The 21,582-nt window shown below is 62.3% G+C and carries 16 protein-coding genes, 1 tRNA gene and 1 pseudogene; 10 read left to right on the top strand and 8 right to left on the bottom strand.

The window, feature by feature from the left end; genetic code table 11:
- Nucleotides 1-56: 56 nt before the first annotated feature.
- The 6 genes from D8Z78_RS20050 to D8Z78_RS20025 all read left to right on the top strand — a co-directional run bounded on the left by D8Z78_RS20050 (nucleotide 57) and on the right by D8Z78_RS20025 (nucleotide 5,874).
- A complete protein-coding gene (locus D8Z78_RS20050) occupies nucleotides 57-518 on the top strand; it encodes a tripartite tricarboxylate transporter TctB family protein (protein ID WP_121632327.1) in 462 nt (153 codons plus the stop codon).
- A 3-nt stretch (nucleotides 519-521) separates the two neighbouring features.
- Nucleotides 522-2,018, top strand: a complete 1,497-nt coding sequence (locus D8Z78_RS20045) for a tripartite tricarboxylate transporter permease (protein ID WP_121632325.1) — start codon at nucleotides 522-524, stop codon at nucleotides 2,016-2,018.
- Nucleotides 2,019-2,148: 130 nt separating this feature from the next.
- Entirely contained in the window at nucleotides 2,149-3,117 is a 969-nt protein-coding gene (dctP, locus tag D8Z78_RS20040) for a TRAP transporter substrate-binding protein DctP (protein WP_121632324.1), read from the top strand.
- Nucleotides 3,118-3,172: 55 nt separating this feature from the next.
- Nucleotides 3,173-3,631: a TRAP transporter small permease gene (locus D8Z78_RS20035; RefSeq protein ID WP_240672194.1), complete on the top strand. Its 459-nt coding sequence runs from the start codon at nucleotides 3,173-3,175 to the stop codon at nucleotides 3,629-3,631.
- Nucleotides 3,632-3,634: 3 nt separating this feature from the next.
- The gene (locus tag D8Z78_RS20030; RefSeq protein ID WP_121632320.1) at nucleotides 3,635-4,927 is read left to right on the top strand and encodes a TRAP transporter large permease; all 1,293 of its coding nucleotides are present in this window, start codon (nucleotides 3,635-3,637) and stop codon (nucleotides 4,925-4,927) included.
- Complete coding sequence (locus tag D8Z78_RS20025) at nucleotides 4,924-5,874, top strand: SMP-30/gluconolactonase/LRE family protein (RefSeq protein WP_121632319.1); 951 nt, start codon at nucleotides 4,924-4,926, stop codon at nucleotides 5,872-5,874. The genes D8Z78_RS20030 and D8Z78_RS20025 overlap by 4 nt, the downstream gene beginning before the upstream one ends.
- A 179-nt stretch (nucleotides 5,875-6,053) precedes the next feature.
- Here the strand turns inward: D8Z78_RS20025 and D8Z78_RS20020 are convergent, their stop codons facing one another.
- From D8Z78_RS20020 to tnpA, 4 genes and pseudogenes are all read right to left on the bottom strand, one after another.
- A complete protein-coding gene (locus tag D8Z78_RS20020) occupies nucleotides 6,054-6,350 on the bottom strand; it encodes a hypothetical protein (protein ID WP_121632317.1) in 297 nt (98 codons plus the stop codon).
- Nucleotides 6,350-8,003 (bottom strand): annotated as a pseudogene (tnpC, locus tag D8Z78_RS20015) (IS66 family transposase). The gene D8Z78_RS20020 and the pseudogene tnpC overlap by 1 nt, the downstream one beginning before the upstream one ends.
- Nucleotides 8,004-8,065: 62 nt before the next feature.
- Nucleotides 8,066-8,413 (bottom strand): IS66 family insertion sequence element accessory protein TnpB, encoded by a 348-nt coding sequence (tnpB, locus tag D8Z78_RS20010; RefSeq protein ID WP_121632314.1) that lies wholly within the window; start codon nucleotides 8,411-8,413, stop codon nucleotides 8,066-8,068.
- Nucleotides 8,410-8,781: an IS66-like element accessory protein TnpA gene (gene tnpA / locus D8Z78_RS20005; protein WP_164933031.1), complete on the bottom strand. Its 372-nt coding sequence runs from the start codon at nucleotides 8,779-8,781 to the stop codon at nucleotides 8,410-8,412. Before tnpA ends, tnpB begins: the two co-directional genes overlap by 4 nt.
- Before the next feature lie 549 nt (nucleotides 8,782-9,330).
- On the opposite strand from tnpA, the gene D8Z78_RS19995 reads away from it, so the two are divergent.
- From D8Z78_RS19995 to D8Z78_RS19985, 3 genes are all read left to right on the top strand, one after another.
- Nucleotides 9,331-10,032, top strand: coding sequence for a Tle-like phospholipase domain-containing protein (locus tag D8Z78_RS19995; RefSeq protein WP_121632312.1), 702 nt, complete (start codon nucleotides 9,331-9,333; stop codon nucleotides 10,030-10,032).
- On the top strand, nucleotides 10,025-10,468 hold the full coding sequence (locus D8Z78_RS19990) for a hypothetical protein (RefSeq protein ID WP_128910869.1): 444 nt from the start codon (nucleotides 10,025-10,027) through the stop codon (nucleotides 10,466-10,468). The genes D8Z78_RS19995 and D8Z78_RS19990 overlap by 8 nt, the downstream gene beginning before the upstream one ends.
- A 265-nt stretch (nucleotides 10,469-10,733) precedes the next feature.
- Nucleotides 10,734-10,937, top strand: coding sequence for an RHS repeat-associated core domain-containing protein (locus tag D8Z78_RS19985; RefSeq protein ID WP_121632310.1), 204 nt, complete (start codon nucleotides 10,734-10,736; stop codon nucleotides 10,935-10,937).
- Nucleotides 10,938-11,066: 129 nt separating this feature from the next.
- On the opposite strand, the gene D8Z78_RS19980 is transcribed toward D8Z78_RS19985, so the two are convergent.
- The 3 genes from D8Z78_RS19980 to D8Z78_RS19970 all read right to left on the bottom strand — a co-directional run bounded on the left by D8Z78_RS19980 (nucleotide 11,067) and on the right by D8Z78_RS19970 (nucleotide 14,761).
- On the bottom strand, nucleotides 11,067-12,485 hold the full coding sequence (locus D8Z78_RS19980; RefSeq protein ID WP_164933029.1) for an RtcB family protein: 1,419 nt from the start codon (nucleotides 12,483-12,485) through the stop codon (nucleotides 11,067-11,069).
- A 373-nt stretch (nucleotides 12,486-12,858) separates the two neighbouring features.
- Nucleotides 12,859-12,934: transfer RNA gene (locus tag D8Z78_RS19975), tRNA-Gln, on the bottom strand.
- Between the two features lie 273 nt (nucleotides 12,935-13,207).
- On the bottom strand, nucleotides 13,208-14,761 hold the full coding sequence (locus D8Z78_RS19970; protein ID WP_121632306.1) for a vWA domain-containing protein: 1,554 nt from the start codon (nucleotides 14,759-14,761) through the stop codon (nucleotides 13,208-13,210).
- A gap of 164 nt (nucleotides 14,762-14,925) precedes the next feature.
- Here D8Z78_RS19970 and rtcR point away from each other — a divergent pair, with 164 nt between their 5' ends.
- Nucleotides 14,926-16,536, top strand: coding sequence for an RNA repair transcriptional activator RtcR (gene rtcR / locus D8Z78_RS19965; RefSeq protein WP_240672193.1), 1,611 nt, complete (start codon nucleotides 14,926-14,928; stop codon nucleotides 16,534-16,536).
- Nucleotides 16,537-16,709: 173 nt separating this feature from the next.
- Here the strand turns inward: rtcR and D8Z78_RS19960 are convergent, their stop codons facing one another.
- Nucleotides 16,710-21,566: an OmpA family protein gene (locus D8Z78_RS19960; protein WP_121632303.1), complete on the bottom strand. Its 4,857-nt coding sequence runs from the start codon at nucleotides 21,564-21,566 to the stop codon at nucleotides 16,710-16,712.
- Between the last annotated feature and the right edge of the window lie 16 nt (nucleotides 21,567-21,582).

Below are 21,582 nucleotides of genomic sequence, written 5' to 3'. Positions count from 1 at the left end.
ACCCCGCGTGAGGGGGCAGCCCCTCACGCATCCACCCCTGACATCAAGAGGCGACCATGCCCGAGAGCCGCAAATCCCGCCTGACCCGGCCCGAGACCCTGACCGCGCTCGGCATCATCGTGGCAGCCAGCGGATTCCTGTTTCCGACATTCGAGCTGCGCGCGATTTCCGCGCTGCTGCCCGCCGCGATGCTGATCGGCCTGATCGTGCTGTCGGTGGTCCTGCTGCTTGCCGACCAGCGCAAGGCCAGCGCGGGCGAGGGTGCCGCGCCCATGACCAAGTCGCCCAAGCGGGTGGTCGGGGCCTTCCTGCTGATCGTCGCCTATGCGCTGGCGACCGATTTCATCGGTTTCTACGTCAGCACCGTCGTGGCCGTTCCGCTGGTCGCGTGGCTCTTTGGCTATCGCAGCCCGGTGGGCCTGTTGATCGCGACTGTGATCGTGGTCGGCACGATCTGGGCGATTTTTGACTTCGGGATGAACCAGGATTTTCCCACCGGCCGTTTCTGGGGGCGCTGAACCATGTATGCTGATCTTCTCCACGCCCTGCCGGATGTCTTTGCTCTGACGAATTTCGCCGCCGTCATCATCGGCGTAGTCGCGGGCATCGTCGTGGGGGCCATGCCGGGCCTGTCGGCCACGATGGCGATCTCTGTCCTCGTGCCCTTCACCTTCGGGCTGGAGCCGCTTGTGGCGCTCGGCCTGATGGCGGGCATTTATAACGGCGCGATGTATGGCGGCGCGATCCCCGCCGTGCTCCTGCGCATCCCCGGCACGCCGGCCGCTGTCGCCACCACCTTTGACGGCTACCCGATGGCGCAAAAGGGCGAGGGCGGGTTTGCCCTGCAAGTCGCCGTTGTTTCGTCGGCCTTCGGTGGCATCGCCTCGGCCTTTGCCCTGATGCTGCTGGCGCCGCCGCTGTCGCGCGTCACGCTGCTGTTCGGCCCGTCCGAGGTGTTCTGGGTCGCCGTCTTCGGCCTCGCCTCGATCATCTTCCTGCTGGGCGGCAACCCGGTCAAAGGCCTGATCTCCGCCTGTTTCGGCGTCTTCGTTTCGGTCATCGGATCGGACCCGATCTATGGCAACGACCGCTTCACCTTTGGCCAGTTGGAGATGCTGGACGGCATCAATATCGTGATCCTGCTGGTCGGCCTCTATGCGCTGCCGCCGGTGATCGACCTGCTGGAAACGCCGCTGAAGACGGACGGTATCAACAGCTCCAAGCTGGGGACCGAGTCGATCTGGAAGGCGTTGCCGCGCATGAACTACTGGAAGACGTGGCTGCGCGGCTCCTTCATCGGCATCTGGATCGGCATCCTGCCCGGAGCCGGTGGCTCCATGGCGGCGTTCATGTCCTATAACGAGGCGCGGCGCACCTCGAAGCACCCCGAGACATGGGGCGAGGGCGAGCCCGAGGGCGTGGCCGCCGCCGAGGTCGCCAACAACGCCGACACCGCATCGGCGCTGATCCCGGCGCTGACGCTGGGCATCCCCGGCACTGCCGTCGCCGCCGTGATGCTGGGGGGGCTGCTCGTGCATGGCCTTCAACCCGGCCCGATGCTGTTCCGCGATAACCCCGACATCGTGTTCGGCTTCATGTGGCAGTTCCTGTTCGGCGCGATCCTGCTGGTGCTGCTGGGTGGCTCTCTTGCGACCAACTCATTTGCGCGCCTGCTGAACCTGCCGCGCCCGCTGCTGGGGTCGGTGATCATCGTGCTCATGCTGATCGGCGTCTATTCGATCCATGGCCGCATGTTCGACGTCTACCTGATGCTTGGTTTTGGCGCGATCGGCTGGGTGATGGACCGGCTGAAATTCCCGCTGCCGCCCGTCGTGCTGGGCCTGATCTTGGGCGGCTTTGCCGAGGAGAACCTGCGCCTTGCCCTGCGGATCGGACGCGGCGACCCGATGATCCTGTTCCAGAACACCACCAGCCTGATCCTCGTCGCGCTGACCATCGCCGTCATCGTCGGCCCGACGCTGAAGAAGCGTTACATCGACAGCCGCAAGAGCGCATGACCGCCAGCCCGCATCATACCGTCCGCAAGGATTGGCTCGCCCTGACGCAAGAGGCTGTTCTTGCGCCGGGGGAACCTCAAAGAAACGGGCCGCAAGACCCGGCCACACCTTTCACCACTGGAGGAAAACCATGACCATGAAAACACTCGGCGCCGCTGCGCTGATCGCCGCATCCACCACCGTCGTCCATGCCGACGACTGGACCGCCTATACCTACTCGTCCGTCTCCACGACCTCTGCGGTCAAGGGCATGAACCGCATCGTCGACCGTGTCGCAGCTTATACCGACCTGACCATCGACCTGCATCTGGGAAAGACGCTGCAAATCGCGTCGGCTGACATCACGCAGGCGGTGGGCGATGGGATCATCGACATGGCGGCGGACTTCTTCTTTTCCGGGTCGGTGCCGCTGGCGCGCGTGCTGAACCTGCCGATGCTGATCGAAAACGACGCGGAATGGGCCAAGGCCTATGCCGCGATGGAGCCGACCTTGGTCGAGGCCTTTGCAGACCAAGGCGTCGTGCTGCTGGGCGGCTATCGCTACCCGGAACAGACCATCTTTACCACGTTCGAGATCACCTCTCTGGCCGATCTTCAAGGCCACAAGATCCGCGTGACCTCGCCCGAGCAAGGCAAGTTCATCGAGGAATTCGGCGGCGCGCCGATCACCCTGTCCGGCTCCGAAGTGCCGACCTCGCTGGAGCGCGGCGTGATCGAAGGTGTGCTGACCGCCAGCGCGGGTGGGGCCAAGAACTGGCACGAATTCCTGCCCTACAACTACCGGTTCGCGGTGAATTACGGCAACTCGATGATCATCGCCAATGCCGACAGCTTCGCCGCGCTGCCCGAGGACACGCAGGCCAAGCTGCGCGCCATCGTCGCCGAGGAAGGCCCCGCAACCACCGCGGCCTTCCTTGAGGACGAGGAAGTGCAGAAAAAGGCGCAATCCGAGGCGGGCATGACTCTAAGCGCCGCAGCCGATGGCGACGTGGCCATGGCGACCGAAAAGCTGGCCCCGTTCTGGGAAGCCTGGGCCGAAGAGAACGGCCCGGACTATGTCGAAGCGCTTGCCACCGTGCGCGCCGCCATCGGCAAGTAAGATGCGGGTGCAGGACAAAACGGGGCCGGTATCCGCCGGCCCCCTCTTTGACGCGGTGGCGCGGATCACCAGCGTTGCCACGGGCGCGGTGCTGGTGGGGCTTGTCTCGCTGGTCTGCCTCGAGGCGCTCTTGCGCGGCGGGTTCAACTATTCGCTGGGCTTTGCCGAGGAACTGACCGGCTATGGCGTGGTCTTCATGACCTTCTTCGGCGCGGCGCTGGCCTTGCGCGGCCACGCGATGTTTCAGGTGCATTTCCTGCTGGACCGCTGGCCCGAAGGCACGCGCCGCTGGCTGGTCCGCGTCTTTGTCCTGATCGCGCTGGTGATCTGCGTGATCCTCGCGTGGAAGACCAAGGACCTGACGCTGTCCTCCTTTTCACGCGGCAAATTCGCGCCGACCGTTCTGCGTACTCCCCTTTGGATACCGCAACTCATCCTGCCGCTCGGGTTCTCCGTTCTGGCGTTCTTTCTGGTCGAGCAACTGCTGCTGACCTTCCGCAAATCTGGGGACTGACAGATGGAAGCGATCCTCGCCTTTGGCCTGCTGATTGGCCTGATCCTTGGCGGCATGTGGGTGCAATTCGCCGTGGCGGGCGCGGGGCTGACCTATATCTGGCTGCTCAAGGGCTTTGGCGGCTGGAAGGCGCTGGGCCTCGTCAGTTGGGGCGCGGCGAACAGTTTCACGCTGGCCGCCATCCCGCTGTTCGTGCTGATGGCCGAGATCCTGCTTGGCTCCGGCCTGTCGACGCGGCTGTATAACGGTGTCGCACCCTTCATGCGGCGGCTGCCGGGCGGGTTGTTGCACACCAATATCGCGGGCAGCGGCATCTTTGCGGCGATCTCGGGCGGCTCTGCCCCCACCGCCGCCGCCATGTCCACCGTCGCCCTGCCGGAGCTTTCCGCGCGCGGATACAACCGCCGCCTCGTCGCCGGATCGCTGGCCGCAGGCGGCACGCTGGGCATCCTCATCCCGCCGTCGATCACCATGATCATCTACGCCACCTTTACCGAGACCTCGATCGCGCGTCTCTTTGCCGCCGGTCTGGTGCCGGGGATCGTGCTGGCGCTGTGCTACATGGGGTTCATCATGCTGCGGGTGACGCTGAACCCGCAACTGGCCCCCAAGGTCGAGACCAAGGCCACGCCGGGCGACCTTGGCCGCGCGCTTCTGGATATCGTGCCGTTCCTCATGCTGATCGTGATCGTGCTGGGCAGCATCTATGGCGGTTTCGCCACCCCGACCGAGGCCGGGGCCGTCGGCACGGTCGGCGCGCTCCTGATCGCCGGGCTCTATCGCAAGCTCAGTTGGCAACTCGTAAAGGACGCGCTGTCCCGCACCGCCTCCATGTGTGGCAATATCCTGTTCATCGTCTTCACTTCGATGATCTTTGCCTATGCCACCGCACTGTCGGGCATCGGTGAGGACCTCGTCGGCATGCTGGAAACGGCCAATGTCTCGCGCCTGACCTTTCTGCTGATCATCATGGTGGTCTTTGCGATCCTCGGGTGTTTCATGGAAGGGCTGGGCATGATCGCGATCATCGTGCCGGTGATCTTCCCCGCGCTGCTGGCGCTGGACGTGGACCCGATCTGGTTCGGCGTCTTCGTGGTGATCCTTGTCGAGCTGGGCCAGTTGACGCCGCCTTTGGGGGTGATCCTGTTCGTCGTGGCCTCCTCGTCGGAGGAGGTGAAGGTCGAGGATGTGATCATGGGCACGCTGCCCTTCTTCATCATCATCGTGGCCTTTATGCTGCTGCTCATCGCCGCGCCGCAAATCGCCCTGTTCCTGCCGGAGGTCACATTCGGATGACACCGACCTATCCCTTCCCCGAGCCGGTCGTCATCGACGCCGAGGTGTTCACCGAATTGCCCGCCACGCTGCGTCGGACCGGGCAGCCGTCCTATTGGGCGGAAAAGAACCGGCGCGGCGCGCCTGCGGACAGCTTCCTCGAAGGGCCGTCCTTTGACACCGACGGGAACCTGTATTTCGTCGATATCCCCTTTGGCCGGGTGTTCCGTGCCGATCCGGGCGGCCAGATCACTCAGATCACCGAATATGACGGACAGCCCAACGGGTTGAAGATCCATCGCGACGGGCGGATCTTCCTCGCGGATTACCAGAACGGCATCATGCTGCTGGATCCGGCCACCGGGGCCGTGACCAAGGCGCTTGGCGATGCCGACACCGAAAGCTTCAAGGGCTGCAATGACCTGCATTTTGGCCGCGACGGCGCGCTGTATTTCACGGATCAGGGTCAGACGGGCTTGCAGGACCCCACGGGGCGTGTCTGGAAATGGGTGCTTGAGACCGGCGCGCTGACCTGCCTGATCGACAAGGTGCCCAGCCCCAATGGCTTGGTTCTGGACCTTGCCGAACATGTGCTCTTTCTCGCCGTGACGCGGGCCAATGCGATCTGGCGGCTGCCCATGTCGCCCAGTGGACGGGTCAACAAGGCTGGGCTGTTCATCCAGTTTTCCGGCGGACGGGCCGGGCCGGACGGGCTTGCGCTGACCTCCGAAGGTGGCGTCGTGGTGTGTCAGACCGGCATGGGGTTGGTCTGGGTGCATGACGTGCTGGGGCGGCCCATCGCGGTGGTCCGCTCGCCACGGGGCCTCGGGACGACCAACTGCGCCTTCGGCGGGCCGGAGGGGCGGACGCTATACATCACGGAGTCGGACAGCGGCAGCATCCTGAAGGCGGAGTTCCCGCAGGAGTTGGGCATCAAAGGCGCGCCGATGTTCTCGGGCGCTTTGTAGGCGATCCGAAGCCGCAGAGCCGTTCGGGCCTGTCCCATTTGCAGCTTGCGATGGGCTTGCGGCTCGGATCCGGCACCGGTTGGAAAGCGGGCGGCGTTTTGGGGGGCGTCCCGTGCGGCCAGACCAGCGGCGGCGCAAAGTGAGCGCGGCGACACGGAAATGTTGTAACCGCCCGGTTTCTACCGCAGCGGCTGGTCCTTGACGCGGGCGATAATGTCGGGCTCGATGACGAAGTCGTCGAGGAAGCTGTGCCATTCTTCGACAGACACGCGTGCGGATGCGAGCATATCACGTATCTCGTCGATGCCGTCGTCGGTCAGCGCGGTGATGTAGTCGTCGTGCCCGACATGGACGCTGACGATATTGCCGTAGGTTAGGTTGTCGTCGTTGCTGGCGATGGCCTCGAGCAGCTCGGGATCTTCGCCCAGGCGGGTGGCGACATGGGCGATCGAGCAGACGTAGGTCGTTGCGGACATCACGCGGCCTCGTTGCGTGATTGATCCGTCGGGCTCCAATTCCAGGGGAGCAATTCGGCCAGGCGATTGTTCATGTGATCGTGGATGCGATCCAAGACGTCGGCGAGGAAGGCCTGCGGATCGAGCCCGTTCAACTTGGCCGTCTCAATCACGGTCATGGCGCGGGCGAGCGTTTCGCCACCGGTATCCGAGCCAGCGAATAGCCAGTTCCGCCTTCCGACGCCAATCGGTCTCAGCGCGCGCTCGGCGGGATTGTTGTCGATGGCTACGCGCCCGTCCTCAAGGAACAGCGTGAACGAGGGCCAGCGGCTCAGCCCGTAGCGGAACGCCTTGGCCAGATCGCTCTTGCCGGGAATGCGCGTGAGTTGCTTTTCGGCCCAGTTCAGGAACGCATCGACCTTGGGCCTGCTTTCCTTTTGACGCACGGCCAGCCGCACCTCGGCGGGCCTGCCGCTGATTTGCCGTTCGACGTCGTAAAGCGCTCCGATCCGGGTGAGTGCCTCTCGCGCGATTTCGGATTTCGTTGCGGTCCAGACATCGTGGAAGTCGCGGCGAAGATGCGTCCAGCATGCGGCTTCCCGGAACTGGCTCTTGCCGTCCGGACCGGCGGCATAGAGCTTGGCATAGCCCTTGTAGCCATCGGCCTGGAGAATGCCGCGGGTTTCGCCGAGATGGGCGAGGACATGCTCTTCCTTCCAGTCCGGGGCGAACCGGTAGACCGCTCTGGGCGGAGCCGTGCCCGACCAGGGGCGCTGATCGCGCACATAGGCCCAAATCCGGCCTTTCTTGACGCCCTTGCCAAGCCCCTTGTCGCGTCGGCCGCGATCGAGAACCCGGATGGGCGTGTCATCGGCGTGCAGAAGATCGCTGGCCATGATCTCGGCCTCGATCTTCTCGATCAGCGGCGCCAGCGTCTTCATTGCCCCGCCGCACCAGTCGACCAGCGTCGTGTCCGGGATGTCCGCCCCCATGCGGGCGAAGATCTCGTTCTGACGATACAACGGCAGGTGGTCGTCGAATTTCGAGGTCAGCACATAAGCCAGCAGGTTCGGGCCCGCCATGCTGCGGGGAATGGGACGGCTGGGCGCAGGTTTCTGAACGATCTTTTCACAGCGTCGGCAGGATTTCTTGACGCGCGCGATCTCGATCACCTTCAGCTGCGCCGAGATCATGTCGATCAGCTCGCTGACATCTTCGCCCACCACCCGCAGGTCGCCGTCATGCTGGAAGCATGCCTGCGGCATGACAATCCGGACAATTGTCGCCGGGATCAAGCTCGCGGCGTTCGCGCGGCGTGTCCTTCGACACCTTCGGGCGGCGGCGCCTCGGGTTCCGCATCTCAGCTGGTTCCGGGCCCCGGTTTTCCGCCTCCGGTTCATCGTCGTGGTCCTGCGACTGGCCCTCCGCCTCGGTGAGCGCCACCTGCAGGCCCTCGAGCGCCAGTTCCAGTTGTTCGATCTCGCGTTCGATCTTTTCCGAGCTGGAACCGAATTTCTGCTTCTGCAATTTGGCGATCCGGACACGCAGCGCCTGAACCAGCAGATCATGGGCTCGCAAACTGGCGGACATCTTCTGGTTTTCCGCCTGCAATGCGACGATCATCGCCTTCAGGACGGCAGGATCATTGGAGAGAGACGTGGCTTCGTCGGACATGGCGGTGGATACCATGACCGCAGGTCAGGTGCCATAAAAACAAACGATTCCAGAGAGATAATTCAACCCGTCCGGGCCGGCGGCGCACCCCAGTCCGGCCGACGCCAGTCGATTCCTTCCCAGAGCATGGCCAGTTGAGCGGCGGTCAGACGTGCGCTGCCATCCGTCGCTGCGGGCCATGGGAAACGCCCCTTCTCGAGGACTTCGTAATACAGGCAAAATCCCTGGCCATCCCAATACAAAAGCTTCACCCTGTCGCCCCGGCGCCCCCGAAACGCGAACACGGCACCGTTCGATGGCCGCTGACGCAGGGCGTCCTGCGCGATGGCGGACAGGCCCGCAATACCCTTGCGCATATCAGTGTGACCGCAAGCCAGGTAAACCCGAACGCCGGTGCCCGGGCCGATCATGCCGCCTCAACTGCTTGGATCAAACGGGTCAGCACCGCCGCGTCCACATGGGCATCGACCCGGAGGCTGCGGCCCTCGCGCAGAACCACTTCGATCAACACCGAACTCGCGTCAGGGCCGCAGGATTCCGGCGGTCCGGGCGGCAGTGCAATATCGACCGGCAAGAACAGCGCCGTGTCGTCAGGTGTCAGAAGACCCTTCTTCCTCAGCTCGTATCGCCAAGCATAAATCTGCTGCCTCCTGATCTCGTGCCGATGCGCGACTTGCGATACCGTCGCGCCGTTCGCCCCGACCGAAAGCACAATCGACAACTTCTCCTCGTCGCTCCATCGGCGCCGACGCTCTACGCCCAGAATTTCGCCCCGCATCCCTGCCTCCCTGTAGGAGACGTCTTTAATGACGTCATTATGGACGTCTCTTACCAATCAACCGGACATACGAGCAGGCGGTTCAAATCGGGCGGTTACGAAAGCTCTGCCCACCCGCGCCCAGCATAGCCCTGACACTGAACAGGCTGGTGTTCACCAAAAACCGCGCCAAGGATCGCGAGGCTCGTGATCGCGGGCGACATAGGACGGGGCTGGATGAGGCTGACATGGATGGCCCCGTGACCAGCCCAACCGGATTTCAAACGGTGTGCCGCCGTGCATGGGTTTTAGGCCACGCCACGATCTTCAGGTGCGTGTTGCGGCGCGGCGGCGAGGTGCATCTGAACCCCGCCCATCGCTGATATTGCGGTCTCGATCTGATTGACCGCGTCCCGGACCACTCGATCTTTTCCAAGAACCTGCAAGGACAGTTTCGTGACAGCGAACTGCTGTCCGAATACGTATGCCCGCAAGATCACCCGCGAAGAACATAAAGATGCCCGGCAGCTCGCCCGCACCGGGGCTGTACTATCTCAACGCACAGATCTCATGGACCCGGCCTTGGGCATGTTCATCCAGCCCGACTGTTTCGAAGTGACCGAGCCTAGGGGCGGGACGAACAGCTATGACCCAGAGCTTTCCGACTACTTGCACAGGCTCACAGCCGCCGAGCGTGACAAGCTATATCCCGGCGCAGTTTGGTCAGACAAAGAAACGAGGCTTCAAGCTGGGGCATACAAGAACAGCAAGACAGGTGGGATAATCGTTGTATTTTCAGGGACGCAAGACCTACAGGATTGGAAAAACAACGGAGTTCAGGGCATGCTTGGTGACTCTCCAAAATACACTCAGGCGAAGGGAATTGCCGCCTATGTGTCAGGAAAAACCCAAGGGCCTCTTTCATTCAGTGGCCACTCGCTCGGTGGTGGTCTGGCGATGGAAGCGGCGAACGCGCTTCCCGCCAGTATCCGTCGAGTCAATCCGCATCGCGACGCAAAGACCTTCAATGCAACAGGAGTACGTGACACGATCCAAGAAATAACCAATAATGTTTGGATGGGGATGATTGGCCGGAACACAAAGATGAAAAACCATGTTGTACTCGGAGATCCAGTTTCCAGCTTGAATGCCGTAACTCTTGGAATGGGGATATTTGGCTTTTTGACGTATTACTCACCAATCTCATGGAATCCTTTATCAAACCACCAGATGGCTGCGTTCCGAGGAAGGATTGCAGGATATCATGACTAAAATCCCGAAGCTTTTTATTGCAACAACTGCCGCGTGCGTTCTTCTTGTCGGATGCGCTACATCCCTAACAAGCGCTCTTGTCGTTATAAAGCCAAGCTACATGACAAAAGAGATTGAAGATTCACTGATGCAGAGCCTAAAGGAAAAGGCGAATGCCCTTGATGCACAATGTTCGTTGGCCAATGAAAGTAAGCCCAAGCTCCGCTGTTACACTCAAGGTGAGAACCCTACGATACTACTAGTTTTTGGATACGCACCCAGCGGAAACTTTGTGATGTCAGCCAAATCAACTCGCACACATCTCATTCCGCCAACCGATGAAGATGTCAAATCTGGAAAATTTGTAACTCAGCGCTTCCGTGACCTTGAAGACTGGATGCGTAATTTGGTCCCTCAAGATCAAATCTTGGAAACGCATAAGTCATATGTAGACTAGCGGCAACTCGCGGCTGGTCGAGTTAGCTTCGCGTCCAATGACTCCAGAGCCAACGGTAAGACCACGCTCTATGTCGGCCCGGTTGATATCCGTGATTATAGCGGGGTCGAGAAAAGCTTCGACTACCCGCTCCCGGACCTGCGCCATGAATACAAAGTGCACAGGGTCGAGACTGTGTCGATCCTGTTCGCCGATCAGCTGGCCTCTGTGCGCTCAGTCTAGAGCGTCGATGAGACGGATAGCATCCGCGGCTACCGCCCCTTCGGTGCGTTCGACGACCAGCCCGCAGCCCGACACCAAGGCGTTTTTCGGCGAGCGCTACGACATGGACGTGGGGCTGTACTACCCGAACGCCCGTTACATGGACCCGGCTTTGGGCCTGTTCATCCAGCCCGACTGTTTGGCGGTCACAGACGCTTTCGCACATGCGCCTCCGCCCGTCCCACAGCGCTACGTCGTTGTCAGCTAATCTCGTCGTGCCCGGCTTGGAATGTCCCGCACAGGTCGCTTGGCGTCATGCGGTGCCGCTGAGTTTCGGGCGTCACAGAGCTGGCAGTCATTCGTTCGGGGGCGATTTGTCTGTAGACAGGCGGGCCGCTCAGGTCCGCCTGCCTTTCTTCGGTCTGTTTTTCCAGAACGGCGCCACGTCACCAGCCATGATGCAGCCGTAGGGGTCGATGTAATCCTCGATCTCGGCCAGACCGTGCTGCTTGATCTGACGCACGACACTGTCCGCCCTCTTGTAGGACGACGGCAATTCCGAGGCATCGACACCGCCGGCGTGAAACCGCACGTCGAGGCCCTCCGTTTCTGCCTGCAACATCTGCTCGGGTGTGGCCGAGCCCATCCGGCGCCGATGCTCCGAGCGCGAATAGTTGCGTCCCGCGCCGTGCGGGCTGAAGCCAAGGCCATGCGCCGCATCGCGGCCACGCACCACCAGTACCGGTTCCGCCATGTTGAGCGGAATGAGGGTCAGCCCGGTCGCGTCTGCCGCATACCCGTCCCAAGCGGGGGTCGCCCCTTTGCCATGGAAGAACAGGTCACCGCGCTTGAAGACGAAGTTATGCTCGTTCCAGAAACGATCGCCCACTTCGGCGCCCACGGCCTCCACCGTGGCCTGATGGATGGCGTTGTGGTTGGCCTTGGTCCACTTGCGGATCAGTTGCAGAGCGGCCCAGTAGTCCCGCCCTTCCTCCGTATCCGCCGGAATCCATGCGTTCTGTTTCGGCGTCTGCGGTGACAATGCCTTGCGGAACCGCTCCGCCGCGATCATGCCGGTCTTGTACAGAACCGCCCCCGGACCGCGCGACCCGTGATGGGTGACGATCGCCGTCCGCCCCGTCTTGCGCGAGCGCCCGACGAACAGGAAATGGTTGCCGTCGCCCTGCGTCCCCATGTGTTCCTGCGCCATGCGCAGGCTCTTGGGGTTGTCGAGGAACGGGTTGGCACGGAATGCATCCAGCAGGCCCATGGACACGGTGAAGCGTTTGCCCTGCGGACGTCCGCCGGGGCCGAAATGCGTGACCGACTGGGCCGCGTCCAACACGGCGCGCGGATCGGCGAAGCCCAGATCGGTGATCATCACCGAACAGCAGATATCGGCCGAGTGCATCCCCGGATGGATCGCATTACGCGCCGCCACCACACCGCCGACGGGGATCGTCCCCACCGGACCGGCAGGGCAGGCGTCGGGCATGATCGCACCGGCCTCGACCGTTGGCACACGCATCACCTCGGTCATGGTCTCACGCACCTTGGTCACGTTGTCCAACTCGTCAGCGTCCTGCGCCTCGATGGTCTCGTGAAAGGAGACCGCGCCAGCAGCGCGCAGGTCCATGGTCGGCAGCACAGCCGGAATCTCGTCCGCCAGCTCGGCGCGGATTTTCACCAACCCATAGCCCTCGGCCCGCAGCGCATTGGCGCGCGCCAGCAGGTCCGGGAACTGCTTGCCGGGGCGATGCCCCCAATCCTTCAGGTGGTCGCCAGTGACGGGCTCGAATGTCGCTTCAGTGTTCATAATCATTTTCCTCGTACGTCTGGCGCGGGGGCAAGGGATCGCAGGACAGTGAATTCCGCCACCGGGTTTCCCCGGGCCGGATTTGAACCGGCACAGCCTTTGGAAAAGGCCCCCTCCGAAGGAGGTGCGTCTACCTGTAGTCCTGCGGGCATTCCCCGCGCTGTCATTCATGTCCCGGCGACAAGGTGGTCGATCCAACGACCGTGGAGAAACATACCGGACCCCGCCCCGCGACCAAATGGGTGGCCGCGTTTGCCGTATGGGCGCCCGCAAGGAGGGGAGTCGAACCCGCTCGGGTGTGTTCCGGATGATGGTGCTGTAGTTCCTCCGGGCATTCGCCGGGACAATTCCTTTCGTCTTTCGGTCTAAAATTTGGCTGGAAAGGCAGGGCTCGAACCTGCAACCCCCGGTACCAAAAACCGGTGCTCTACCAATTGAGCTACTTTCCAAGGGGTCCCGGCGACAAGTCGGGTGTGAAACGTTCCTGCTCTACCAGACTGAGCTACGCGCCATCAGTGAAATGGCTGGCGCGGCGGGATTCGAACCCGCGACACGGAGATTAACGATCTGTAGTTCCACAGGCATTCGCCGAGGGGCTTTCATTCGGGTCGGGCGGACAAGGGAATTGCGAGAGGGATGACAGGTTGAAGCTGTACTCCCGCAGGCATTCCGCCCGAAATTTCAGGTGTCAGGGGCGCGCGCAAACGCGCCCCCGTATTCGTTCAAAGCGCGATCTGTTCGATCTCGCGCAGCCAATGGTCGCCATCGGTCTGACCGCTGGCAAAGGCCGCGATCTGGGTGAAGACCGCATCGGAAAACCCACCGACGTTCAGCACGTCACGGCGCGTCTGCACCTGCGTCGAGCCATAGGGCGCGATGTCGATACAGACGAGGCGAGCCTTGGGGTTGCGCCGCTTGAGGCGGTCCCATTCCTGCATCATCGCGGTCCCCTGACGACCATTCCCGGCATCGACCCAAGATTGGTTGTCCGACACAAAGACCACGAGGTCCGGGGACCGGCCACGATCGTTCAGCCACTTGAGCGGCGCGGAACAGTTCGTTCCGCCGCCCGCCATCGCGGCCAGCCGCTCGGCGTTGGTCAGCACGGTGTCACGCGCCCGCAGACGCGCTTCACGCACCTGAAACTCGAACGGCAGCACCGTGCAACCCCGGTTCACCCGCAAGAACGCCGCCGCCACCAGAGCCGCCACATCGACGTGACGAACCTTGGACGAGGCCCTGGCGCGATACCCCGTGACCGGACAGAGCATCGACCCGGACACATCCGGGCAGACGACAACCTGACCTTGCACCTTCGGCACGTTCTGTACCGCGATTTCCATCGCATCGTGCAGCGCCTCGACGATGGCCTCTGGCATCTCTGGGGACACGTGCTGCGCCGCGACCATCAACTGGTAGGGGAAGGCACGCGCCTTGCGGATCGCCTCGGGGTCGCGCAGCAGGGCCGCCACGTGATCGACGTTCTTCGTCACGTTGAAGACCCCGTGACGCAGGAACATGTTCAGACCCTGCCGCACCATTTGCCACGACCCGTTCCGCGCCAGCCGCGCCCATTGCTGGGGCGACAGCGGCAGTTGGGTCAGCATTTGGAACGGCACGTCCGGCACGGTTCCTTTGCCCGCCTTGTTGAAGGCCATCCAATCCTGCACGGGCTGCGGCAAAAGCCGCGCCTCGCACGGGCGACCGACGATCCACGCAAAAAGCGCCTCACGCTCTGCCGTCTCGGGCTTTGGATGCACCATCTTGATGACATCCGCCAAAGACGGGTCATTGCCGATATTGGCCTGCAACAGCGCCCGGTCGGACGCCGAGTTCAGCCAATTCTGCACCACCGCCTTTGGCGCGGAGCCCAGCGATTTGCGCCCAGTCGCGCCAGAGCGGATCACCTGAACGAAGGTGCGCAGCATCTTGCCGTTGTCTACGACGCGCGGAAACACCGCCCGGAAGAGCGCCGGATCACGCCGCGCCAGAACCGCCAGCAAGACAACCGGCATATCTTTCATGTACCCTTTGCTGCGGGCGTAGATCGCCGTCTTGGCCAGAACCACCGGATCGACGGTCTCGGCCAGATCAACGACATACTCCAGTTCGTCCGCCGGATCGGTATAGAACATGCCGCCAAAGGTGCCAGTCATGGCCACCTGCGCGAGGGCATGTGCATCGGAATGGCGGTAGGCCGGCGCGCCTTCGGCGTTCACGGTTTCCGCCTTGGCGAACCGGCCCTTGATCGATGCAAACACGGATTTGTTTGCCATTGCTCTCTTCCTTCTCTCTTCGGTAAGCCTGTTGTGCCATGGCGTGCCGCGAGGGCCGAAGAAAAAGCGAAAATAGCGTAGTATATTGTTTTTGCATGGGGAATTCAGGTTTTGCGAATTGCCCCTTCTGGATATACGATAGGGGCGTATAGCTGTATATATGATTGGATAGAGTCGTGCGGAATGTGGTCATAGGCTTTCTGGGGACTCAGCTCGACGCCGGAAGAAAACGCAACTGGAAGCCGTCGCGCAGTTTGGTCCAGCAACAGGATTTCGAAATCGACCGTTTTGAGCTGCTGTATGACCAGAAATTCAGCCGTCTTGCCCATGGGGTCGCGCAAGAAATGCGCGCGATCTCTCCGGATACCGAAGTCCTGTTGCAGCGTCTCGATCTGGACGACCCTTGGGACTTTCAGGAAGTCTACGGCAAGCTCTTCGACTTCGCGAAGGACTACGGCTTCGACGAGGACCGCGAACGCTATCACGTCCATCTGACAACGGGCACCCATGTGGCCCAGATCTGCTGGTTCCTGCTGACCGAAAGCCGCCACGTGCCCGCCAAGCTGATCCAGACCGGTCCGCCGCGTGCGGAAGGCGAAATCGGCAAGTTCGACATTATCGATCTCGACCTGTCCCGCTACAACGCGCTGCAACAGCGCTTTGACCTGATGTCGCGGGCGTATAGCGACCAGTTGAAAGGCGGCATCGAGACACGCAACCCGGCCTATAACGCCCTGATCGATCAGATCGAATTGGTGGCCAGCAAATCCGACGCGCCGATCCTGCTTTTGGGCGAAACCGGAACGGGCAAGACTGAGCTTGCCGCACGCATCCACAACCTCAAGCTGGATCGTCGTCGTGTGAAGGGGCGCATGGTGCATGTGAACTGCGCCACGCTGAACGGACCGGACGCGATGGCGACGCTCTTTGGTCAACGGCGCAGTCACACTGGCCTTGCCGGCACCGAGCGCAACGGCCATCTGCGCGAGGCGGATGGCGGCACGCTGTTCCTCGACGAGATCGACATGCTTGGGCTTGATGCACAGGCGGTGCTGCTGCACGCCATCGAGACGGGAAGCTACTATCCCGTGGGCTCGGACACGCTGCGCTCCAGCCGTTTCCACGTCATCGCAGGTGCGGGACGTGATCTGCGCAAACTGGTCGCAGACAAGCTGTTTCGCCCGGACCTCTTGGCGCGGCTCGACACCTGGCGGTTTGTGCTGCCGCCTTTGCGGCAACGCCCCGAGGATTTTGCGCCCAACCTCGCTTTTGAATTGGCGCGCTCGGAGCGCGAACTGGGCATCCAGACCGGCTTCAACACCGATGCGCGAGATCACTACCTGCGCTTCGCCACCGATCCGGCCACACCTTGGCCCGGTAATTTCCGTGACCTGTCCGGATCAGTCCGCAGGCTTTGCACCCTTGCGCCGCGTGGGCGGATCACCCGTGTCATGGTGGACGAAGAAATCAGCCGGCTTCGCGAAAGCTGGCACGATACTGCGGCGGATGATGACTTCCGCCTGCTCGCTGACCTCCTTGGCGCAGCGGCCGCCGAGATCGATCTCTTCGATCAGGTGCAGCTGGCCCGGGTCATCCGGACCTGCCGATCATCGCAGAGCCTCAGCGCGGCGGGGCGGGCCCTATATGCAGTCTCGCGTGCCCGACGTTCGACCACCAATGACGGCGACCGGCTGAAGAAATACCTCGCACGCTTCGGCCTTGACTGGCAGTCTGTCAACCCTTCCGCCACTAGCGCCGCACCCCGCGGCGCATAACCTGGTCCGCCGTGAACTGCGGCTTTTGGACCATAGTTTTCCGCATGAGGCCGGTGCCAGCGCCACGAAGCGGTCGTTGAGACCAAGCTGCAGCGTTTTGCGGTATGCTTGGGGTGCCAACGGCCGGTGGCACCCCATATTGCGCAACACACTAAACCGGATATGCCAATGTCCTACTCCACTTCCGTCAAAGCATAGTCCAACGACTGCTCAATCCGGGGATAGGTCGGGCGTTGGCGCCCGTCGGTCAATTTCGGCACTTCGGACGTGGCAAAGACGATCATCTCCTGCAGCGTGTTGAAGCCATCGCGATTGCCGACGGTCTGGTCCGCCATGCCGCGCAGTCCATCCAGTAGCGCCGCGGTAAAGGCGCCATGCCCGCCACCAAAGCTTTCGTCCTCCAGCGACTTCTGCGACCCGGACGACGAGGCAAAGACCACCGCGCCTGTGCCCTCGGTCAGGCTTTGGACTGCGTCATCGGCGACCACGCGGCCTTCGTTCTGGGCGGCGCCGGAATGGCAGATGTCCAGCAGCATCAACGCGCTTTGGTTGATCGGACGGTTTTCAAGGAACTGACGGAAGCGGTCTACGCTCATGCCCGTGTAAGGCCGCGACAAGTCTGCGTCATGAGTCATGAAATACAGCTGCTGCTCGTCGTCCGTCACGCCATGCCCGGCCAGGAACAGCACCACGACGTCATCGGGCGCTGAATCCTTGAGAAACTCGTTCATCTCGATGCGCACATTGCGTTCCGTGGCGTCGGCATTGGTCAGGATCTTGGTTCGGACCTGATCGAACAGCCTGCCTTCCTGTGCGGCGGCCAGCTTCGCCAGTTCCTCGGCATCGCGATGGGCGAAGTTGAGGTTCTGAGCGCTGATTTCGTAATCCGAGACACCGACGCCGAAGAACCACAAAGTCCGGCCCGCCGCCTGCAGCTCCACATCGCTTTTCGAGGTCCGCTCGACCTCGACGCGCTGTGTCATCAGGCGGGCATTCTTCCAAACGAGGCTGGCCTCGATCACGTTGCGACCGGGATTGAGATCGAATTTGCGGGTCAGGCCGATGGTTTCGTTGCCATCAAAGAAGGCGTCCTCTTCGAAACCACGGGATTTCAGCACGCGACGCCCGTTCAGAACATATTCGATCTCTGGGTCGGGCAGGCCCTCCTTCAGCTTTTCGACCGACAGTTCCAACGTGAAGCTGCCCGCCTCGGTCCGCACAACGGGGGCTGATTTCAGGCTGACCGTATACGGCGCTTCAAAGATGTCGGCGGCCACATCTGGCGCCTTGTCCTCGGGTGCGGGCGCGCTGCCGCTGGCGATGGCTTGCAGCTTGTTGCGGATCAGACCCGGGCGTTCATAGCGATCCTTGAGCGCCTCGAAGGGCAGGAAATTGTCGCCCAGCGACCAATAGACCCCTTCGGTGCCCCCCAGCGACGCGGTGAAGCGGCCATCGGGCGCATAGCCGATCCACTCGCCGTCTGCGCGGGTCGAGATGGTCAGGGCCTTTTCCATATTCCGCAGATCGACGAACACCACCTCGTTGCCGCTGGTCATGCCGATGGCAAGGTTCAAGTCATCGCGCACCTCGACGTCGCGCAGGTTGTAGGGAAAGGTGATGGAGCGGTCATCCAGCTCGATATGGTCCCAGAACCATGTCAGCGCCCGCCCGTCCGCAAGCTCGCGCGTGAAGTCGAAGTCAGGCGACTCGGTGCGCAGGGACTCAGCGGTGCGGGGGTTGAAGACCTCCCATCGGTTGTCCCGCTTGACGCGCAACTCGTTGGCATCGGTCCAGTCGATGTCTTGCTGACGCTCCTTCAGCGTGATGCGCTGCACTTCGCGCCCCGAAGCCACGTCATAGGTGGTGACGAGCGTCGAGCCATTCAGGCTCTGTTTGTACCCGATCTCGAACTCCGAGGTCACCGCCAGCAGCCCGTCCTCGGACAGGCGCACCTTGACCTCGGTGCGGTAGACACGTTCGCCATTCACCGGTTCGGTCACAAGATCATAGTCGAAGCGCCGCACTTCACGCAGCGTCGGGCGTTCGAGCACGACGATGGTGGACATGGCCCGCGACTTGCCCTGCAGGTCGTCGGGCTTGCTGGCGACGACGATGTAATCGTCACCATTGGTCGAGATGGACCCCACGTTCAGGCCGGTGTCCTCCGCGATATCGTGCTGGTAGGTCGCGCTGTCAAAGGTCACGACCTGCCCGTCCTCCGTCACCGAAACAAGGATCGAGCCGCTTTCGTTCAGCTTGGCCCAGCCATAGGCCACCGGCACGTCAAAGCGATGCACGCGGCGGCCGGTGCGCAGGTTCCAGACGGAATTGCCCCCCGTATCGCGCGAAATCGCCAGATCGGTGCCGTCGATCAGTGTCAGCCCCTTGCCCTGATGCGCAAGGTTGGGCTGCGTGCGGACCGGTGTCATGGTTTCGGCCTCGAACCACTTCATCTCCCCCTCATGACTCACCACGAAATGCACGCCGTCCGGTGTCCAGTTGCCGTCCAACGGCTCATCATGGCGCAGGCTGGAGATCACCCGCCCGTCGCGCATGTCGGCCAGCACAAGCTTGGTGTCATTGTCAAAGGCGTCCTGCACCATCACCCATGGTTTCGAGGGATGCGCACGCATGCGGAAGCTGCTGGTCGGTAGCTTCTTTCGGTTCAGCAGGCGATAGGATTTGGCGTCGTAGGTGTGCAATTCGTAGCCGTTGGTCATCGCAGCGATGTATTGTCCATCCGCCGATTGCACCCAGCTGAGAATCCAGTCCTCCTGCCGGAACTGGTCGATCCGCTCCAGCGTATCGGCATCGAAGACCGACACCGGGTGACGGCTGGAGGCCGTTGCCAAGATGCGCTTGCCATCGTTGAGGAACAGCATCCGGGCAGAGCCGCGGATCGTGTCGATCTTGGTCGTCTTGACGCTGTTGTCGGCCAGGGTCAGTACCCGCAGATAGCCTGTGGCGTCGGTAAACGCGACCCTTTCGCTGAACGGCCCGAATTGCAGGTTGTTCACCGTGAAATCGGTCCGCACCTGCGATTTCAGCAGGCCGGTGCGCAGGTCATAGACGAGCAGCTGATAGGTGATCTTGCCGGTCGCATCCCGAAAGGACGAGCGCGTCGCCAGATAGCGCCCGTTGGGCGAGATGTCCGCCTCTTTCGTGCCGCCGATCGGCAATTCATGCAGGCGCACATTGCGTTCGATGTCCCAGACCTGAATGGGCGTCTCGCCGGTGATCAGCAGGCGCCCGTCCGGTGAAATCTTGACCCGGCTCAGGTTCATCCAGCCGGCAGACGCCACCTGCGGCGCGCTGAGGTTGCCATAAGGGCGGATTTCGACGCGGCGATTTGTCTGGCGCCCTGCCTGTGTTTCATTCGTGGCGCGCGGGTTGCGCGGGCCATAGCCTTGGGTCTGCAACCGCGCCGGATCAAGCCCGGCCTGTTCGATGAAGTACCGCTCGACCGAGGCCGCGCGGTCGCGTGACAGCGGCATGTTGATCGCGTCCGAGCCGACCGAGTCCGTATGGCCCTCGATCATGAAGACGTATTTCTCGGCGTCTTCCCCGGTCAGCGCGGCCGCGGCCTCATCCAGCAGAGGAAAGCCCGAGGGGCGCAGGTCCGCCTTGCCACTGGCGAATTCGACCGAGACGTTCAGGCTTTCGCCAAAGCGGCGTTCCCAATCCAGAAGAAAGGGGTTTTCGGCATAATACCGATCCCGCGCGCCGGTCAGACGCAGACCGTTGCGCACGCGGGCCTCTCGGACACCCAGCCATGCCGATGACAGATCAGACCCGAATTCGCGGATTTCATCCAGCAGCGCGGCGGCGCGGTCATAGTCGCCGACGCGTATCCGGTTGTCGATGAAATTGCCCAACATCCCGCGCCGGGCAGCGCCTGTCACGTCCGGAAGGTGACGCTCGAACAGGGCCACCGGGGTTTCGTCATCCCCGACCTCTTCGAGCCCGTTGACATAGACGTTCAACGCGCCGCGCAGGGTTTCCATGGTCGGGGCATTGGCGACCGCATCCGCCCCGTGGCGGCGAATGCGGTCTTCGTTTATCACCACGACCGAGTTGTGGTAGGCCAGGGTGCGCAGCACCTCGTAATTGTCCGGAAAGGCCCGCGCGGCCTTGTCAAGAAGCCGTGTCGCCAGCCCATAGTCATAGTTCACCACAGCGTAATAGCCATCCAACGCCTTTTCCGGCGTCGGTTCCATGTCGAAGGCGCGTTCGTAGTATTTGCCCGCATCGGTGTAGAAGCGGAAGTCCTTGTGCAGCTTCTGGGCGGCCAGTTCCATCGCGCGCGCGGAGTTGTTGGCCTCGGCCCAGTCGACTGCTTCGTAGAACACGCGTAGCCGGGTGTCGCGGTTGGCGCGCTGCGCGGTAAGCAGCCTCAGCTTGTTGTCGACATAGCGTTCGAGCACTTCATAGTCGCCGCCCTTGTCGAGCGCACGTTTGTACAGCCGCACCGCTTCGTCGCGCTGACCGGCAGACTGGTAGGCGATGCCAATGATGTAGTCCCGCGCCCAGGCCGGCATATAGCCCTTGCGGATGGATTCATCGAGAAACGCATTTGCCTCATCCGCGCGACCGTCATAGCGCAGGTTGAAAAAGATATTCCGCGTCAACAGGTTGTCGCCATCGGAATAGGGCAGCCCAGCTAGGTACAGTGCGTCGGATTCCTCGTAGCGCTTGACTTCGGCCAGTTCGAACCCGGCGTTGATATAGGGCGTCGTCAGCGTCGGGTCCTTTTCGATGGCACGCTTGTACAGCGCCACGACCTCGTCCACAGGCGCCCCGTTGCGGCTGGCCACCCAAGCGCGCGCGGTCAGGCCCGGCGCGGTGTCCGGGTATTCCTGCGCCAGCCAGCCCCGGATCTGCGTCCGCAGCGCGTTGCTGCCGAGATGCGCCGACAGTTTCAGCAGTTCCGTGGGCGATTTCCCGGCGCAATAGGCACAGTCCAGCGCCATCGCGCCCCCGGGCAAGGCCAGCAAGGCGGCGGTCATGAGCGGTTTGAGGCGATGGAACATGGCAGGCTCCTGGTAG

The organism is Tropicibacter alexandrii, from assembly GCF_003667315.2.
GTDB classification, from domain to species: domain Bacteria; phylum Pseudomonadota; class Alphaproteobacteria; order Rhodobacterales; family Rhodobacteraceae; genus Tropicibacter; species Tropicibacter alexandrii.
The sequence above is the reverse complement of the archived record's forward strand: the minus strand, read 5'-3'. Positions and strand labels throughout refer to the sequence as shown.

Excerpts from the sequence above, each read along its gene's own strand:
- D8Z78_RS20050 (WP_121632327.1), top strand. The coding sequence starts at position 57 with ATGCCCGAGAGCCGCAAATCCCGCCTGACCCGGCCCGAGACCCTGACC.
- D8Z78_RS20045 (WP_121632325.1), top strand. The coding sequence starts at position 522 with ATGTATGCTGATCTTCTCCACGCCCTGCCGGATGTCTTTGCTCTGACG.
- dctP (WP_121632324.1), top strand. The coding sequence starts at position 2,149 with ATGACCATGAAAACACTCGGCGCCGCTGCGCTGATCGCCGCATCCACC.
- D8Z78_RS20030 (WP_121632320.1), top strand. The coding sequence starts at position 3,635 with ATGGAAGCGATCCTCGCCTTTGGCCTGCTGATTGGCCTGATCCTTGGC.
- D8Z78_RS20025 (WP_121632319.1), top strand. The coding sequence starts at position 4,924 with ATGACACCGACCTATCCCTTCCCCGAGCCGGTCGTCATCGACGCCGAG.
- D8Z78_RS20020 (WP_121632317.1), bottom strand. The coding sequence starts at position 6,350 with ATGTCCGCAACGACCTACGTCTGCTCGATCGCCCATGTCGCCACCCGC.
- tnpB (WP_121632314.1), bottom strand. The coding sequence starts at position 8,413 with ATGATCGGCCCGGGCACCGGCGTTCGGGTTTACCTGGCTTGCGGTCAC.
- tnpA (WP_164933031.1), bottom strand. The coding sequence starts at position 8,781 with ATGCGGGGCGAAATTCTGGGCGTAGAGCGTCGGCGCCGATGGAGCGAC.
- D8Z78_RS19995 (WP_121632312.1), top strand. The coding sequence starts at position 9,331 with ATGGACCCGGCCTTGGGCATGTTCATCCAGCCCGACTGTTTCGAAGTG.
- D8Z78_RS19990 (WP_128910869.1), top strand. The coding sequence starts at position 10,025 with ATGACTAAAATCCCGAAGCTTTTTATTGCAACAACTGCCGCGTGCGTT.
- D8Z78_RS19980 (WP_164933029.1), bottom strand. The coding sequence starts at position 12,485 with ATGAACACTGAAGCGACATTCGAGCCCGTCACTGGCGACCACCTGAAG.
- D8Z78_RS19970 (WP_121632306.1), bottom strand. The coding sequence starts at position 14,761 with ATGGCAAACAAATCCGTGTTTGCATCGATCAAGGGCCGGTTCGCCAAG.
- D8Z78_RS19960 (WP_121632303.1), bottom strand. The coding sequence starts at position 21,566 with ATGTTCCATCGCCTCAAACCGCTCATGACCGCCGCCTTGCTGGCCTTG.